Origin of the sequence: Kluyvera sp. NPDC087067 (genome assembly GCF_044745165.1) — a bacterium.
In the GTDB taxonomy this organism is placed as follows: Bacteria; Pseudomonadota; Gammaproteobacteria; order Enterobacterales; family Enterobacteriaceae; genus Kluyvera.
This window is the reverse complement of sequence record NZ_JBIUZS010000012.1, coordinates 37,584-54,890: the sequence shown is the minus strand read 5'-3', so window position 1 is coordinate 54,890 and position 17,307 is coordinate 37,584. Positions and strand designations below refer to the sequence as shown.

The 17,307-nt window shown below is 54.6% G+C and carries 15 protein-coding genes; 6 read left to right on the top strand and 9 right to left on the bottom strand.

Annotated elements, in window-relative coordinates; all coding sequences use genetic code 11:
• Positions 1 to 115 precede the first annotated feature (115 nt).
• From ysgD to ACIPDS_RS21075, 7 genes are all read right to left on the bottom strand, one after another.
• Positions 116 to 172, bottom strand: coding sequence for a YsgD/CorL family protein (ysgD, locus tag ACIPDS_RS21105; RefSeq protein WP_218007475.1), 57 nt, complete (start codon positions 170 to 172; stop codon positions 116 to 118).
• A gap of 147 nt (positions 173 to 319) precedes the next feature.
• The gene (gene uvrD, locus ACIPDS_RS21100) at positions 320 to 2,482 is read right to left on the bottom strand and encodes a DNA helicase II (RefSeq protein ID WP_400740114.1); all 2,163 of its coding nucleotides are present in this window, start codon (positions 2,480 to 2,482) and stop codon (positions 320 to 322) included.
• 63 nt (positions 2,483 to 2,545) lie between these two features.
• Complete coding sequence (gene yigB, locus ACIPDS_RS21095) at positions 2,546 to 3,262, bottom strand: 5-amino-6-(5-phospho-D-ribitylamino)uracil phosphatase YigB (protein ID WP_400740111.1); 717 nt, start codon at positions 3,260 to 3,262, stop codon at positions 2,546 to 2,548.
• Positions 3,262 to 4,164, bottom strand: coding sequence for a tyrosine recombinase XerC (xerC, locus tag ACIPDS_RS21090; RefSeq protein WP_166517182.1), 903 nt, complete (start codon positions 4,162 to 4,164; stop codon positions 3,262 to 3,264). The genes yigB and xerC overlap by 1 nt, the downstream gene beginning before the upstream one ends.
• Positions 4,161 to 4,868 carry a DUF484 domain-containing protein gene (locus ACIPDS_RS21085; RefSeq protein WP_400740107.1) on the bottom strand — a complete coding sequence of 236 codons (708 nt, stop codon included), beginning with the start codon at positions 4,866 to 4,868 and terminating at the stop codon, positions 4,161 to 4,163. The genes xerC and ACIPDS_RS21085 overlap by 4 nt, the downstream gene beginning before the upstream one ends.
• Positions 4,865 to 5,689 carry a diaminopimelate epimerase gene (gene dapF, locus ACIPDS_RS21080; RefSeq protein ID WP_166517223.1) on the bottom strand — a complete coding sequence of 275 codons (825 nt, stop codon included), beginning with the start codon at positions 5,687 to 5,689 and terminating at the stop codon, positions 4,865 to 4,867. The genes ACIPDS_RS21085 and dapF overlap by 4 nt, the downstream gene beginning before the upstream one ends.
• Positions 5,690 to 5,727: 38 nt before the next feature.
• The gene (locus ACIPDS_RS21075; RefSeq protein ID WP_400740104.1) at positions 5,728 to 5,931 is read right to left on the bottom strand and encodes a lipoprotein; all 204 of its coding nucleotides are present in this window, start codon (positions 5,929 to 5,931) and stop codon (positions 5,728 to 5,730) included.
• Positions 5,932 to 6,069: 138 nt separating this feature from the next.
• Between ACIPDS_RS21075 and cyaY the strand changes: the two genes are divergently transcribed.
• Positions 6,070 to 6,390 (top strand): iron donor protein CyaY, encoded by a 321-nt coding sequence (gene cyaY, locus ACIPDS_RS21070; protein ID WP_166517185.1) that lies wholly within the window; start codon positions 6,070 to 6,072, stop codon positions 6,388 to 6,390.
• A 98-nt stretch (positions 6,391 to 6,488) separates the two neighbouring features.
• Here the strand turns inward: cyaY and cyaA are convergent, their stop codons facing one another.
• Positions 6,489 to 9,038 carry a class I adenylate cyclase gene (gene cyaA / locus ACIPDS_RS21065; RefSeq protein WP_400740100.1) on the bottom strand — a complete coding sequence of 850 codons (2,550 nt, stop codon included), beginning with the start codon at positions 9,036 to 9,038 and terminating at the stop codon, positions 6,489 to 6,491.
• 409 nt (positions 9,039 to 9,447) lie between these two features.
• On the opposite strand from cyaA, the gene hemC reads away from it, so the two are divergent.
• The 5 genes from hemC (at position 9,448) to ACIPDS_RS21040 (ending at position 15,917) form a co-directional block, all read left to right on the top strand.
• Positions 9,448 to 10,389, top strand: a complete 942-nt coding sequence (hemC, locus tag ACIPDS_RS21060) for a hydroxymethylbilane synthase (protein ID WP_400740097.1) — start codon at positions 9,448 to 9,450, stop codon at positions 10,387 to 10,389.
• A complete protein-coding gene (gene hemD, locus ACIPDS_RS21055; protein ID WP_400740095.1) occupies positions 10,386 to 11,126 on the top strand; it encodes a uroporphyrinogen-III synthase in 741 nt (246 codons plus the stop codon). Before hemC ends, hemD begins: the two co-directional genes overlap by 4 nt.
• Positions 11,127 to 11,147: 21 nt before the next feature.
• Positions 11,148 to 12,350: a uroporphyrinogen-III C-methyltransferase gene (gene hemX, locus ACIPDS_RS21050; RefSeq protein ID WP_400740093.1), complete on the top strand. Its 1,203-nt coding sequence runs from the start codon at positions 11,148 to 11,150 to the stop codon at positions 12,348 to 12,350.
• 3 nt (positions 12,351 to 12,353) lie between these two features.
• Complete coding sequence (hemY, locus tag ACIPDS_RS21045) at positions 12,354 to 13,550, top strand: protoheme IX biogenesis protein HemY (RefSeq protein ID WP_400740090.1); 1,197 nt, start codon at positions 12,354 to 12,356, stop codon at positions 13,548 to 13,550.
• A gap of 714 nt (positions 13,551 to 14,264) precedes the next feature.
• A complete protein-coding gene (locus ACIPDS_RS21040; protein ID WP_400740088.1) occupies positions 14,265 to 15,917 on the top strand; it encodes a sulfatase-like hydrolase/transferase in 1,653 nt (550 codons plus the stop codon).
• Between the two features lie 37 nt (positions 15,918 to 15,954).
• Here the strand turns inward: ACIPDS_RS21040 and ACIPDS_RS21035 are convergent, their stop codons facing one another.
• Positions 15,955 to 17,190, bottom strand: coding sequence for an anaerobic sulfatase maturase (locus ACIPDS_RS21035; protein WP_400740085.1), 1,236 nt, complete (start codon positions 17,188 to 17,190; stop codon positions 15,955 to 15,957).
• Positions 17,191 to 17,307: the final 117 nt, after the last annotated feature.

The window sequence follows — 17,307 nt, the reverse complement described above, 5'->3', positions numbered from 1 at the left end:
CGGTGGGCACACAGAAACTACAGAGGTTTCAGACCATTAAACAGCCTGACTCAATGCGACGGGATCAATACGAGTCGCTGACAACCGCTAAGGCTATCAGCATAAGAGGATAGCCTTAGGAGTTGTTCCTGGATGACAGGAAGGTGAGCCAGCATCTACTGGGTGTGTCCAAGGCTTTGTCCTCTTAGCGTAATCGTGCGCGCATGTTACGCCAGCAAAAAAACGGCGTCAACACGCAACGAAACGCTAACCGGCATTAATTACCTTCAATTCATTAAGGCTAGCAGTTCGTTACAAAATAATGATATTTTTCCGAAAGTTATACCGTTTCCAGTCTGGCGTAAGCTGCCACCAGCCATTTGATCCCTTGCCCCTGGAAAGCAACCTGAAGACGGCTATGCTCACCGCTGCCTTCCAGATTGACGATAGTCCCTTCGCCAAATTTGGCATGGCGAACGCGCTGCCCCAGCTTATAGCCGGTATCGTTCTCTGTCATCGGCGTGCCCATGCGCTGATGGTTAACCGGGCGGCTAACCGTGGCGCGCAGACGCACTTCCTCGACACAGCCTTCCGGTAGCTCGCCGATAAAGCGCGATGGGCGGTGATAGACCTCTTTGCCATACAGACGGCGCGTTTCAGCGTAGGTCAGGGTCAGCTTTTGCATGGCGCGGGTGACGCCAACATAGGCCAGGCGGCGCTCCTCTTCCAGACGTCCGCCTTCATCCAGCGACATCTGGCTCGGGAACATGCCCTCTTCCATACCGACGATAAATACCTGCGGGAACTCCAGCCCTTTGGCCGAGTGCAGGGTCATCAACTGCACCGCATCCTGCCAGGTGTCGGCCTGACCTTCCCCGGCCTCCAGCGCCGCATGGGAGAGAAACGCCTGCAGCGGCAGCAAGTCTTCTTCTTCATCGTTGTAGCTGAACTGGCGCGTTGCCGTTACCAGTTCGTCTAAGTTCTCGATACGCGTCTGGCCTTTTTCGCCTTTCTCCTGCTCATACATCATGCGCAGACCGGAATCTTTAATCACCCGGTCAGTCTGCACGTGCAGCGGCATGTCGGCGGTTTCCTGCGCTAGTGCATCAATCAGCTCCATAAAGCGCTGTAATGCGCTTGCCGCGCGTCCGGCAAGGGCTTTTTCTTGCAGCAGCTCGCGACAGGCCTGCCACAGCGTCAGCTGGCGCTCACGCGAGGTCTGACGCACCACGTCCAGCGTACGATCGCCAATGCCGCGCGTTGGCGTATTCACCACACGTTCAAAAGCGGCGTCGTCATTACGGTTGGAGATAAGACGCAGATAGGAGAGCGCATCTTTGATTTCCTGACGCTCGAAGAATCGCATCCCGCCGTAAATTCGGTACGGCATACTGACCTGTAACAAGGCCTCTTCCAGCACGCGCGATTGGGCGTTGCTGCGATAGAGAATGGCACACTGCTCCAGCGCGCCGCCGTTGTCCTGCCAGGTTTTGATACGATTGACCACGAAGCGCGCTTCGTCGAGTTCGTTAAACGCACAGTAAAGCGAGATTGGCTCACCGTCGACACCGTCGGTCCAAAGCTTCTTACCCAGACGCCCGTTGTTGTTCTCAATCAGGGCGTTAGCGGCACTCAGGATATTATTCGTTGAGCGATAGTTCTGCTCCAGACGAATGGTTTCGGCACCGGGGAAGTCGTTCAGGAAGCGCTGGATATTTTCCACCTGGGCGCCACGCCAGCCGTAGATTGACTGGTCATCATCGCCGACGATCATCACCTTGCCCGTGTCGCCCGCCAGCAGGCGGATCCAGGCGTACTGAATGTTGTTAGTATCCTGGAATTCATCCACCAGAATATTGGAGAAACGTTCACGGTAGTGCTGGAGGATATGCGGCTTGTTAAGCCATAGCTCATGGGCGCGCAGCAGCAGCTCGGCGAAATCCACTAATCCGGCACGGTCGCACGCTTCCTGATAGGCCTGGTAAACCTTCTGCCAGGTTTGTTCCACCGGGTTGCCGTAGCTTTGCAGATGGTGCGGGCGCAGCCCTTCGTCTTTCTGGCTGTTGATAAACCACATCGCCTGACGCGGCGGCCACTGTTTCTCATCAAGGTTCATCGCCTTGATTAGCCGCTTAAGCAAACGCAGCTGGTCTTCGCTGTCGAGGATCTGGAAATCCTGCGGCAGGTTGGCGTCGAGATGATGGGCGCGCAGCAGTCGGTGCGCCAGCCCGTGGAAGGTGCCAACCCACATTCCGCCCTGAGAGGTTCCCATCAACTGAGCGATACGGTGGCGCATCTCCGCCGCCGCTTTGTTGGTAAAGGTCACCGCCATGATGGAGTACGGTGAGCAGTTTTCCACGCTTTGCAGCCAGGCGATACGGTGCACCAGCACACGTGTCTTACCACTGCCCGCCCCCGCCAGCACCAGCATATTGGTGCGCTTGGCCGCGACGGCTTCGCGCTGTTTATCATTGAGGCTGTCGAGCAGGTAAGAAACGTCCATTGGCACCGCCGGAAAAATAGAGGCCCAGTGATACACTGGGAATTTATACAGAGTTATTGGTGATTATATCAGCGAGGTCAGAGATGCCAACCGCGAAATCTCAATGTGCGGCAACAAACGGCTATCCGCGGTCTGCATCAGGTCGGCATTTTCCGGTTTAATCCAGCACGCCTGCATACCGCAGCGGATTGCGCCCGCAACGTCGGTGGTCAGGTCATCGCCCACGTGCAGGATCTCGCTTAGCGGTAGATTCAGTTTTTGCGCCGCCAGATGGTACATATCGGCAAAAGGCTTGGAGCGCCCGTCGGGGCCCGCGCGCAGGACAAACTGGAAATAGTCGCTCAGACCGAACAGCTCCGGCTGAGCGTTACCGTTGGTGATCGCCACCAGCGGCCATTTTTGCGCAAGCTTAGTGAGCGTATCGTGGGTTTCATGCGGTACATCAACCCGGCTACGCCACTCAGCGAAGTTCGCCATCGCCGCATCGGCGCCGTTGGCCGCCTCTTGTGCCGTGAGCCCGGCCTGACGCAGGCCGAATTCCAGCGCACGCCAGCGCCACTCGGTCACGTCGTGGTAAATTTCCGGTTCGCTTTTTAAGAGTTCATCACGCCAGCCTTGCAGCATACGGGCGTCAAAGTCTGCCAGCACCGGATGGTAGCCACGAACAAAGCTCACCGACTCTTGCATCGTCCTGTCAATGACCGGGCGGTTATCGTAAAGGGTATCGTCAAGGTCAAAGGTCAACGCGGCAATGGTGCCCAGCGGTCGATAAAAACGCATTATTTCTCCCGTTTGGCGCGTGGATGCGCCGCATCGTACACCGTAGCAAGGTGTTGAAAATCAAGATGGGTATAGATTTGAGTGGTGGAAAGGTTCGCGTGGCCCAGCAGCTCCTGCACGCCGCGCAGATCGCCGCTCGACTCCAGCATGTGAGTGGCAAACGAGTGGCGCAATTTATGGGGATTCACATGGCTATTGAGCCCCTGCTTGATGCCCCATTCGGCAAAGCGTTTTTGCACATTGCGCGCGGAAATGCGTTTGCCTAATTTCGACAAAAACAGCGCATCATCATCGCCGCCAAACAATCCACGTAAGTCCAGCCAGTGCTCAATCCACGTCACAGCATTGCGGCCAATCGGCAAGCGGCGCTCTTTGCTGCCCTTGCCCATCACCCACACTTCACCGGTATCTAAATCGAGATGTTTGATATCCAGCCCAACCAGCTCGGATAATCGCAGGCCCGCGCCGTACATCACTTCAAGCATGGCGCGGTCGCGTACCGCCAGCGGATCGTTAAGGTCGATATCCAGCAGACGGTTGACGTCGTCGACGTCGATATTTTTAGGCAGATGGCGCGGGGCTTTTGGGGCCGCAATCCCTTTTGCCGGGTTCGCCGGTAGTTCGCCCTGACTCACCATCCAGTCAAAGAAACTGCGCAGCGCCGACAGGCGTAGCGCCAGACTCGCGGCCCCCAAACCTTTACGGCGGCTGCGGGTGGCGAAGCTACGCACCATTGCAGCATCACATTGTTGCCAGTTCTGCATGCCCATGGCGGCGGCCAGTTCAATAATGGCATCAAGCTGACGCTGATAGTTCAGTAGCGTTATCGGGCTAAGCTGGCGCTCTACGCCCAGATAGCGCAAAAAGCGCGTGACGGCGGGCGCCAGAGAGAGGTCGGTCATACGCGTTCAATCCAGCGTTCCAGCAGGCCTGGAAGCATCAGCGCAATCTCCTGCAATAATTGCGTTCCCTGCCCCGGTTGGTAATGCTGCGGGTCACGGCTACTGAATAAGATAACCCCGAGATCGCCATCGCTGCCCATCATCGACATCGCCACGGAACCCACGGCTTTAGCTTCTGGCAACACCAGTAGCAGTTCTGGGCCGTTGAGATTGCCAAGATAGTGGTTTGATTGGCCTAAACGCTGAATACGCAGCGGCTCAAATGCCTGCCGTGAAAGCACCAGGTGGGTGTATTTCGACGGTGCGCCCAAACGCCAGCGATCGGAAAACAACCGCAGCGATGCGCCCGCCAGCCCCAGCTCGCGCGCCCAACGGTGGAAGCGTAACAGGAGATCATCCAGACTTTCCGCACAGGCCAGACGATTTTGCAGATGCAGCAGACGGTAGAACAGCCCTTCATTGGCCGTTGCCTGATCCATCAGCTGGTCCATATTCTCTTCCAGCATGGCGATATAGTTGCGCGAGCGCGCCATGTGCCACTCCACCAGCGACACCATGCCGCGCACCGGGTGCGGCACGCGCATTTGCTCGACAACGGCGGCATTTCGAATAAAGAATTCAGGATGTTGCAACAGATAATCGACAACCGCACCGTCATTTAGCGCAATGGCTGCATCCTGTTGTTCTTCCCCGACATGTTTCATAGATGAATAAATCCGTCATAGACGTGTGCCGCCGGGCCAGTCATAAACAGCGGTTGGCCCGGGCCTTTCCAGGCGATATCAAGACGCCCGCCCGGCAATTCCACGCGCACTTCCTGGGCCAACAAACCTTGTTGAATGCCGACCGCAACCGCCGCACACGCCCCGCTTCCGCAGGCTTGGGTTTCACCGGCGCCGCGCTCATACACGCGCAAACGGATATGTTCACGCGCGACAATCTGCATAAAACCAATGTTTGCACGTTCAGGAAAGCGTTCATGGCTTTCCATGACCGGGCCAAGCGTTTCGACCGCCGCAGTATCGACGTTATCGACCTGAATCACGCAGTGCGGATTGCCCATGGAAACCACGCCGCACAATACTGTCTGTTCCGCCACACGCATAATATAGGTCTTTTCCGCTTTGTTGGCGCGGAAAGGAACCTGTGACGGCTCAAAGTTCGGCTCGCCCATATTAACGCGAACCAGTTCGTCGTCCGTTACGGTTAATACCATACGGCCGTTTGCCGTGCTCACACGGATGTCACGTTTATTGGTCAGGCCTTTCAGACGCACGAAACGGGCAAAACAGCGCGCACCGTTTCCGCATTGAGAGACCTCGCTGCCATCAGCGTTGAAAATGCGGTAGTGAAAATCCAGGTCAGGATCGTAAGGCGGCTCGACGACCAACAGCTGGTCGAAGCCCACGCCATGATGCCTGTCCGCCAGGCGACGAATCAGCTCTGGCGAGAAAAAAACATTCTGCGTTACCGCGTCGACAACCATGAAATCGTTGCCGAGGCCATGCATTTTAGAAAACTGCATCATCTACTCCAGTTGCGCGGAACAGAACGTATTAATTATTAGTAGTTAACTTGCGTCGGGCCGCCGGTATCACCACGGTTGTTACGATCCGGAGTATCGCTTTGTACCGGAGAGGTGACCGGTTGGGTCGGCGGTGCGGCCGTTTTATCCGCCGGAGGAAAATAGAGCGGGCCTTTCAGGCCGCAGCCAGCAAGGCTAAACAATGCGAGTAACAGCGCCAGCGGTCGAAAAATATTATTCATTGTGAAGATGCCTGTTGTTCAATGCTTTCTATTTTCTATCATCGCAGGAGAAGCCGCAAAAGCAAGTGTTAAGCGCCTGACTGCAACGTGATTTGTTTCACGCTATACTGCCGAATCACTAAAAAACGGGAAACAACCATGAACGACAGTGAATTTCATCAATTGGCCGATACCCTGTGGATGACCATTGAAGAGCGCCTGGACGATTGGGAAGGCGACAGCGATATCGACTGCGAAATCAACGGCGGCGTGCTCACCCTCAGCTTTGAAAACGGCAGCAAAATTATTATTAACCGCCAGGAGCCGCTGCATCAGGTGTGGCTGGCGACCAAGCAAGGCGGCTACCATTTTGACCTGAAGGGCGATGAGTGGATTTGCGACCGCAGCGGTGAAAGCTTCTGGGATTTGCTGGAACAAGCCGCAACGCAGCAAGCGGGTGAAGAAGTTAGCTTCCGTTAAGGCTGATTGCCGGATGGCGGTATAAACACCTTATCCGGCCTATAAACGCTGCGAAACAAGTGGGCCGTATAAAGCTAAGCCGCCATCCGGCACTAAAATTAAGAGAAATACTGCTGCAGCAGCGGCGTATTATCGTTGTCCTGATTGGACGGTGGCGGTGGCGTGATCGTCTGGCTACGGAATGGGATCACCTGCGTGCGGCCATCAACCTTCACAATCTGGTAGAACTGCGGCAGGTTGAAGTTGATAAAACTTGAGCCGTAGGTAAAGCGGTCGTGCGACGATGAGTAGAAACGACTGACGTCACGCACCAGCTCCTCTTTACTGCCCTCACAGTGGTGATACACCTCGGCGCGGTTGCTCTCGTCGAGAATGTAGATATTAAAGCCTTGATCTTCGCCCGATGCTTCAAAGAAGAACTGGATAATCCCTTCGCTGGCAAAACCATCCACGACCGGCGGTAACTCCACATGGTTGGTCTCAACTTGTACCGACAGGCCATGCAGCTTGTTGTGCGAAATCGCGCCGTAGAACTCAATGGCGTTTTCCAGCTTCTGCACCGACACGTTCAGGCGCTCAAAGAACAGCCCCCAGGTCTGCCCGGAGACGCGCAGCGCTTTAAAGCGCCCGGTTTCATGACGGGTGCTGGAAAGGCGCAGCTCAATACATTCCGATACCAGCTGCTGTACGCGGGTACGAATTAAGCCACGCAGATGCTGGCTGTAGCAGAACACTTCAACGCTATCCGGCGGCGCAGCATCCTGGTGCATTTTGCCCAGAATAGTTTTCAGCGCCTCAATCATCGCCTGTTCGCCGTTAAAGTGCAGCGTACGCACCTCGTTCCACGAGTTGCGGTACAGCAGGTCGACGCTGCCGACCAGGCATTTTTGATCTTCGCCAAAGCTGAAGGTATCAAGCTTACGGAAGTCGAAATGCACCACCTGATTGCGGAACGCCGCCGTCGGGTCATATTCGAGGTTAACGATAATCGCCAGATGGCGAATTTCGCACGGGCTGTACAGCGCTTTCGGCGTCGGTGACGGTAAACGCAGCGGGAAGTGGTGCGATACGTCGGCGACCATTTCCTGAAGCTTCGCCAGGTCAACAATCCCATTGCCTTTAATATACAGGCGCGTACGGGAGGTCAACAGGCCGTTAAACCAGGCCCAGGCCACCAGCTTATTGAGATAGCGGTTATATTCCAGCGGCTGGTGACTAACGATAGATTCCATGTTCGGCGCACGGTTGTAGAGATACCAACCCGTACGGTTAGCGCGTCCCGGCGGAACATAGATGAAGGTCAAATTCGGTTCGGAAAGATCCGGGGAAATTTGCGGGTTCACCAGCGTGACTTTACCCGGCAATGCTTCAAACGCCGCGTACAGTTTACGCGTCAACACGCCGATATCCTGCGGGCTAGCGGAAACACTGAGATTATTACGGCGGGCAAAGCGGATCAGGTTACGATAGCTTTGCATCATCGCATCAAGCAGTTCGTTGTGTGCTTCACGCACCTGATCAATTTTCCAGTTGGCCCGGTTGTCGAGAATTGCCAGACGTTCTTCGCTCCAGCCCCACTCTTTCACCAGTTGCCCCACCACCTCACGACGCCAGCCGACGCAGGCACGTTCACGGCTGAGCTTTTCGCAGACTTTCAGGTAGAAACAGCGACGCACAAGATCGAGGCGGGTTTCATCTTCAATCGCCTTCAGATACTCGGTGACGCGCTCCAGCATCATGCAGTAGGCATCAAGACCAAAGGAGACAATCTCGCCATCGTGCAGGCGCTGTTTGATATCTTTCGCCAACAGGCGGGTATTCGGGTATTCCCAGGAATAGGCTTCCAGCAGCAGGGTTTTCAGCACCGCTTTGTACGGTGAATCAATACTCTTGTAGAGCTGCCACAGGCTGGCGCCAAAGTACTCTTCGGCAGAGAGCGAGCTCAATCCGCCGAGGTCGAGCCATTCGTTTGGCGTCAATACACCCTGCGCGTAGAGCGTCATCACGTAATCGTCGTAATGCTCTTCTTCTTCGCACGGCACCATATTCCACAGAATACGTTTGCCCGCGAGGCGTACCGCCGTACGGTAAAATTCGTCGAGCAATAAAATGTGCTGCGTTGAACCGCAGTCTTCGCCACCAAGGCTGCCGCTTTCATTGTGACGGAAGCGGTTTTCGTCGATCAGGAAGAAGCTGACTTCAACGCCCAGCGAGGCCGCCCAGCTTTCCAGCAGGCTACATTTTCGCTGCAATAATTGGCGTTCATCGTTATCCAGCCACGACTGGTGGCAGACCCAGATATCGAGGTCTGAGGAGCAGCTTTGCCCAACGGACGAGGTGCTACCCATAGAGTAGATGCCCGTTATCGGCAGCTCGCCCTTCGCAGAGGTCTGCGGCGGCATACCGCGGTGCAGCTCGAGCTCATCCAGGTAATGGCGTTGGGTTTCATCAGGCGTGTAGATGCAGATGCCCTTGGGAACGTTACCGTCAAGGTAACCCGGCATCAGCGGATGATGATAATGTAATAATGTCGGCAGTAGACTGTATACCTGCTGGAAAGCAGGGCCCATGGCTGCAAGCGCGCGATCTACACGCAGTTGGTTGATAGCATCCAGTCTCTGTTTTAGCGTCTCAATATAGAGGTACAAGACATATCGCCTGATGTTCAAACCTCGACGTATCTTTAAGTCGTACAGGTACGGAGGTTTTTAGTATTTCAACAAGAAGAACCGTTACCGTTTTTCGTCCGCCGTTGTGATGATTAAAATTCGGACAAAAAATGGTTTAAAACGTGATCAATCTAACACCTTGCCGGTTGACGGTAAAGAATGTTGCACTACAACAAGTGTAGCATTGAATGCTGTTGTAAACCCCGGCATACGATCAAGACAGTGCCAGTAATACCAGGTAAACACAACTCCGTTTACGTCTGCCATCATTTACACAACGGGCACGCTTCCTGCATTGCGATTTGTTCTGAGTATGAAACCCTGAAAACTAACATCATTAAGTCAACAATGTTAGGATGAAGAACGGACGATAATGACGGTAACAAGCATGTTAGACAAAGTTTTGAGAATTGCCACACGCCAAAGTCCGCTCGCTCTCTGGCAAGCGCACTATGTTAAAGACCGCCTGATGGCTTGCCATCCTGGGCTTACGGTGACGCTTGTCCCCATGGTGACGCGCGGAGACGTAATCCTTGATACGCCGCTTGCTAAAGTGGGCGGCAAAGGGCTTTTTGTCAAAGAGCTGGAGCTGGCACTGCTTGAAGATCGCGCCGATATCGCCGTGCATTCGATGAAAGATGTGCCCGTTGAGTTTCCCTCCGGGCTGGGCCTCGTGACCATTTGTGAGCGCGATGACCCACGAGATGCTTTCGTCTCTAACCGTTACACCTGCATGGATGAACTTCCGGCAGGCAGCATCGTCGGCACCTCCAGCCTGCGCCGCCAGTGTCAGATTGCCCAGCGCCGCCCGGATCTGGTGATTCGCTCGCTGCGCGGGAACGTCGGCACGCGCCTTAGCAAGCTCGATAACGGCGAATACGATGCCATTATTCTGGCCGTCGCAGGCCTTAAGCGCCTTGAACTCGATGCCCGCATTCGCCAGCCTATGTCGCCGGAGGAGTCGCTCCCGGCCGTGGGTCAAGGTGCCGTCGGCATTGAATGCCGTCTCAATGATGAACAAACCCGCGCCCTGCTCGCCCCGCTAAACCACGACGAAACCGCTATCCGCGTGTGCGCCGAGCGCGCCATGAACACGCGTCTGGAAGGCGGTTGTCAGGTTCCTATTGGCAGCTATGCAGAACTTATCAACGGTGAGCTGTGGCTTCGCGCGTTGGTTGGTTCGCCGGACGGCAGTGAAACGGTACGCGGCGAACGTCGCGGCAAACCCGAGGACGCCGAGCGCATGGGAATTGAACTGGCCGATGAACTGCTTGATAACGGCGCACGAGAAATACTGGCCGCCGTGTACGACGGAGATGCCGCCGTATGACCATCCTGGTAACCCGTCCCTCTCCGCAAGGAGAAGCGTTAGTCAGCCGTTTACGCGCGCTGGGGCGTGTTGCCTGGAGTTTCCCGCTTATTAATTTTACCCCCGGCCGCGAGCTCAATACGCTCGGTCAGGCGTTAGGTGCTTTAGGCGATGGCGATTTGGTTTTCGCACTGTCGCAACACGCCGTCAGCTTCGCTCATGCGCAGCTACAGCAACAACGCCTTCACTGGCCGACATCGGCACACTATTTTGCGATTGGCCGCACCACGGCGTTAGCCTTGCATCAGGTCAACGGGATGGATGTTCGCTATCCATTAGATCGGGAAATCAGCGAAGTGTTGCTACAATTACCTGAATTGCAAAATATTGCGGGAAAAAAGGCGCTCGTCCTGCGGGGGAATGGTGGACGTGAATTAATCGCCGAAATCCTCACCGCACGCGGTGCTGATGTGACGCTTTGTGAATGCTATCAACGCTGTCCCATCCATTACGATGGCGCGGAAGAAGCCATGCGCTGGCAGTCGCGCGACGTCACGACGATTGTCGTCACCAGCGGCGAAATGCTGCAACAACTGTTGACGCTCATTCCCCTCTGGTATCGGGAAAACTGGTTGTTTAAGTGCCGACTGCTGGTGGTGAGTGAACGCCTTGCAAAACTTGCCCAGGAGATGGGCTGGCAGGATATTCAGGTTGCCGATAGCGCAGACAACGATGCGCTGCTGCGCGCATTACAATAACTCTCAAAATTGGAAGCCATAATGACGGAACAAAAAGAAAACTCCGCCGTGGTTGAAGAGTCCAGGGACACCGTGAACATCACGCCACAACCCGACGCTCGTAAGCCAGAAAATGCTGAGAAGAAAAATAACGGCGGGAAAGCCAGTCTGGTGCTGAGCGCAGTCGCGATCGCCATTGCGCTGGCAGCAGGCGTTGGCCTTTACGGCTGGGGCAAACAGCAGGCCGTCAATCAATCCTCCACCAGTGATACGCTTGCCAACCAGCTTATTGCGCTGCAAAAAACGCAGGATGAGCAAAAAGAGGCGCTGGAAACCACCCTTAAACAGCAGGCGGCTCAGTTAGAAAAGGCCAAAGCCGAACAAAGTGAGCTGGCAAAGCAGCTCGACGAAGTTCAGCAGAAGGTCGCTGCTATCTCTGGCACCGACTCAAAAACCTGGCTGCTGTCTCAGGCTGATTTCCTCGTGAAGCTGGCGGGACGCAAGCTGTGGAGCGATCAGGATGCCACCACGGCGGCGGCACTATTGAAAAGCGCCGATGCCAGCCTTGCCGATATGAACGATCCGAGTCTTATCACCGCCCGTCGGGCAATCACTGAAGACATTGCCAGCCTTGCGGCGGTATCCCAGGTGGATTACGACGGCATCATTCTTAAAGTGAATCAGTTAGCAAACCAGGTCGATAATCTGCGCCTGGCGGATAACAATACCGATGATTCCCCGATGGATAACGATGGCGGCGAACTGTCAGCATCGCTTGGCGAATGGCGCGTGAATCTGCAAAAAAGCTGGCAGAGCTTTATGGACAGCTTTATTACCATTCGCCGCCGCGATGAGACCGCCGTACCGCTGCTGGCACCTAATCAGGACATCTACCTGCGGGAAAACCTCCGTTCTCAGCTGCTGGCAGCCGTACAAGCGGTGCCACGCCATCAGGATGAAACCTATAAGCAGGCGCTGGATAATGTCTCAACGTGGGTTCGCGCCTACTACAACGTCGACGATCCCGCGACCAAAACCTTCCTCAGCGATATTGAAACGCTGAGCCAGCAGAGCATTTCGATGGACGTACCGGAAACGCTGCAAAGCCAGCCGATTCTGGAAAAATTGATGCAGACTCGGGTGCGTAACCTGATGGCGCAACCGGCCGTTGCCCAGCCGGCGGCACAACAACCTGCCGCGCCAGCACCAGTGCCTGAGCCGCCAGCCAAGCCACAAGGAGAATAATCGATGCTGAAAGTTCTCTTACTCTTTGCGCTGCTAATTGCCGGCGTGGTGGTCGGCCCAATGGTTGCCGGGCATCAAGGCTATGTGTTGATCCAAACGGATAACTACAACATCGAAACCAGCGTGACCGGACTGGTCATTATTATGATTCTGGTGATGGTGGTGCTGTTTGCGCTGGAGTGGATCCTGCGCCGCATCTTCCGCACTGGCGCGCATACGCGCGGTTGGTTCGTCGGGCGCAAACGCCGTCGCGCACGTAAACAAACTGAACAAGCGCTATTGAAGCTGGCGGAAGGCGACTATCAGCAGGTCGAAAAGCTGATGTCGAAGAATGCCGACCATGCCGAACAACCGGTAGTGAACTATCTGCTGGCAGCCGAAGCAGCGCAGCAGCGTGGCGATGAAGCTCGTGCTAATCAGCATTTGCAACGCGCGGCGGATATTGCCGGAAACGATCTGATCCCGGTCGAAATCACCCGCGTTCGCTTGCAGCTTGCCCGTCATGAAAATCACGCGGCGCGCCACGGCATTGATAAGCTGCTGGAGATTGCGCCACGCCATCCAGAAGTGCTGCGTTTGGCGGAACAGGCGTATATTCAGACCGGTGCCTGGAGCTCGCTGCTGGATATCATTCCATCGATGGCGAAAGCCCAGGTTGGCGATGAGGCTCATCGCAACGCGCTGGAGCAGCAAGCGTGGATTGGCCTCATGGATCAGGTACGCGACGATAGAGGCAGTGAGGGTCTGCGCGAATGGTGGAAAAACCAGAGCCGCAAAACCCGCCATCAGGTTGCGCTACAGGTTGCTATCGCCGATCACTTAATTGAGTGTGACGATCATGACACTGCCCAGCAGATCATTATCGACGGCCTTAAACGCCAGTATGACGACCGTCTGGTGATGCTGATCCCACGTCTGCACACCAATAATCCTGAGCAGATGGAAAAACTGCTGCGCCAGCAAATTAAATCAGTGGGCGATCGTCCGCTGTTATGGAGCACGCTGGGCCAGTCGCTGATGAAACATGGCGAGTGGCAGGAAGCGAGTCTCGCTTTCCGCGCCGCACTGAAGCAGCGCCCGGATGCCTATGATTATGCCTGGCTTGCCGACGTGCTCGACCGCCTGAAGCAGCCGGAAGAGGCCGCGACCATGCGCCGGGAAGGGTTAATGTTAACGTTGCAGAATAACCCGCAAGCGTAGACGTGACGCGTTTTCTAAAAGGGACCGAAAGGTCCCTTTTTTAATGGCAACACGCGCGGGCTACCGTTCAGACATAAAAAAACGCCTGCTCGTATTCGGAGCAGGCGCTAAACAGGTTTAATTCGACAACTATTGGTGCTTCACTCAACGTAATGTCCATGGTGTCTGATGAGGCGAAAGCGACATCTGTCAGTGGACGATAAGCACCGTAAACGGCTCTGCGTCATTCCTGGGTTTATGAGGCCAAAGGCGAACATAAGAGATGGAATGAGCATCTACGCGGCGCATTATGTCACAGGATCCTAAGGGATGACACCTCTCGTTACATAAAAATGATCGCCGCCTGGCGGCCCCATCCTGCGCCACAAAAAGTCGGCTGGAGGTCAACACGCTTTGCTGGGCAAAAGTGTATTCCGCGAAAATAAAAATATAATTAAATAACTGAATGCGATATTTAATCTTCATTTATTTACTGACTTTATATTTAAAGAAGAAGTAACAATTTAGAACGCTATAAGCCTCGCATCTCTTCGGAAGTTATATTTACAGTATCAAAATATCAGGTATAAGATTCTGAGCACGAGAAGAAATGGCGCTGCTCATCCCTATATATATTCATAAATATTATGTAGTTATATCATTCATTTATCCCTGAGCGGCTCCAGATATACAGCATTGATATTTATTGAATATATATATTATGGAGAATCTATAATGGATTTATCATTTCCTCGCAAGCTGCTTGCGGTTGCCGTCATCGCCGCGCTCCCCGCTCTCGCGAATGCTGCGGATACCCCGGCAGTCGCGACGGCAAAACCGGGTTATTCTGGTTACGATCATCCCAACCAATATTTAGTTAAACCGACAACCAGCATCGCGGATAATATGATGCCGGTTATCATGCACCCCGATCAGAATAAAGAAACCCAGCAAAAGCTGGCGGAGATAGAGAAAAAAACCGGTAAGAAACCGAACGTCATCATCTTCATACTTGATGATGTGGGCTGGATGGATGTCGGTTTTAACGGCGGCGGCGTGGCAGTGGGTAACCCGACTCCAGATATTGACGCGGTCGCAAACCAGGGCCTCATCCTCACCTCCGCCTATTCCCAGCCAAGCTCCTCCCCGACCCGCGCGACCATCCTGACCGGACAATATTCCGTTCACCACGGTATTCAAATGCCGCCAATGTACGGTATGCCTGGCGGCCTGGAAGGGTTAACCACGTTACCGCAGCTGCTGCACGATCAGGGCTATGTCACTCAGGCTATCGGTAAATGGCATATGGGCGAAAACGAAGGTTCCCAGCCGCAGAACGTCGGCTTTGATGATTTCCGCGGCTTCAACTCCGTCTCTGATATGTATACCGAATGGCGCGACGTTCACGTCAACCCGGAAGTGGCATTAAGCCCTGCCCGTTCCGAATACATTAAGAACCTGCCGTTCAGTAAAGATGATGTCCACGCGGTACGCGGCGGTAAGCAGGAAGCGATTGCCGATATTACGCCAAAATATATGGAAGACCTCGATCAACGCTGGATGAAATACGGCGTCGACTTCCTGAATAAAATGACCAAAAGCGATAAACCGTTCTTCCTGTACTACGGCACGCGCGGCTGTCATTTTGATAACTACCCAAATGCCAAATATGCAGGCAGCTCGCCGGCACGTACCTCATACAGCGATTGCATGGTTGAGATGAACGATGTCTTCGCCAATCTGTATAAAACGCTGGAGAAAAACGGCCAGCTTGATAACACGCTAATCGTTTTCACCTCCGACAACGGCCCAGAAGCGGAGGTTCCACCGCACGGTCGTACGCCGTTCCGCGGCGCGAAAGGATCGACCTGGGAAGGCGGCGTTCGCGTCCCAACCTTCGTTTACTGGAAAGGGATGATCCAGCCGCGTAAATCTGACGGCATCGTCGATCTTGCGGATCTGTTCCCAACGGCGATGGCGTTGGCCGGTAAGCCAGGCGCTGAAGTGTCAAAACTGGTGCCAAAAACCACCTTTATTGACGGTATCGATCAGTCATCATTCTTTATTGGCACGAACGGCCAGTCTAACCGTAAAGCGGAGCACTACTTCTTGAACGGTGAGCTTTCAGCCGTGCGTATTGATGAATTCAAATACCACCTGCTGATTCAGCAGCCTTATGCGTTTACGCAAAGCGGCTATCAGGGCGGTTTCACAGGTGCGGTGATGCCAACGGCAGGCACCATGATCTTTAACCTGTATACCGACCCGCAGGAAAGCGAGTCTGTCGGCGTGCGTCATATTCCGATGGGCGTGCCGCTACAGACTGAAGTTCATGATTACATGAACATTCTGAAGAAATACCCACCGAAGGTACAAATCAAGCTGTAAGGCTTGCTGCCCACTCCCAGCCGGAAGTGGGCTTTTGCTATTTTTTCACCATGACCAGATTCGCCCGCATGATATCGCTGGCGGGGCGACCGCTTGCCAGCAGGTCAGCCATTGCCTTCAGATACGGCGGCAGGTGGCTGAAATAATGCTGGAACCCGGCGCAAAGATAGTTCAGCCCCGGCTCACCAGAGGCGGTCAGCATAAAACGATGCTTCGGACAGCCGCCCCAGCAGGCTTTGAGCACTTTGCATTCGCGGCACTGCGCGGGCAACGTGCTGTACTTGTCTTTACCAAACGCGACCTGCGAGGGAGAATCGACCATGCTCGCAAAGGTGTCCTCATGCAAATTACCCAGCCGGTACTGGAGATAGACAAAGTGATCGCAAGCATAGACGTCACCGTTATGCTCAACGACCAGCGAACGTCCGCAGGTAGGTTGATGATGACAAACCGCGCCCGGTGCACCGACAAAGCTGGCGAAGGCCCACTCGATATTCATCACGAATACCCGGCCTACATCGCGCGTGACCCAACGATTAAATACGGCAACCAGAAAATCACCGTATGCCTGCGGCTCCACCGACCATTGGGTCAATGAACCTTTCATCTCACCTGGCGCATGGAGCGTCAGCCCGGCCTGGGCAGCGCTCGCGTCGGCGAGACGTTCAACAACCGGGATAAACTGGATAAACTCCACGCCCGCCTCACATAGGAAATCGTAGATGCGGAGAGGCTCGCTGGCACTGGTGCGGTTTACGCAGGCCAGCACGTTGTAATTCACGCGATGCTTTTGCAGCAGCGATAGCGCACGCATCACCAGCTTATGCGTCGGGCGACCGCCTTTGGTCAGGCGATATTGATTATGGATCTCCGCCGGGCCATCCAGCGACAGTCCCACCAGGAACTGGTTTTCCGCCAGAAAGGCGCACCACTCGTCATCCAGTAGCACGCCGTTGGTCTGAAAGCTGTTACTGATTCTTCGGCCCGCGCCAAATTTCTGTTGCAGAGCTAACGCCCGCCGATAGAAATCGAGGCCCAGCAGCGTGGGTTCACCGCCCTGCCAGGTAAAGGCAATCTCGTTTTGGGATTCATTGGCGGCAATATAGTGGCGCACGTAGGCTTCCAGCGTAGCGTCGTCCATACGCTGCGTCGGATGAGAAGAATACAGGGCGTGTTTTTCGAGGTAGAAACAGTAGTCACAGTTCAGATTGCACTCTGAACCGCTTGGTTTGGCCATCGCGTGAAACGCGCGCGTCGGAACCTGTTGCAGCATGTTCACTCCTTCCTGAGCAAAATGGTGTCCATAAGGAAGAAGGGATAGTACTGCGACGACAGAAATGGAAAGGGGCGTTTATTGCGGCGTGATGTGAGCAGGATTGCAGAAAACAAA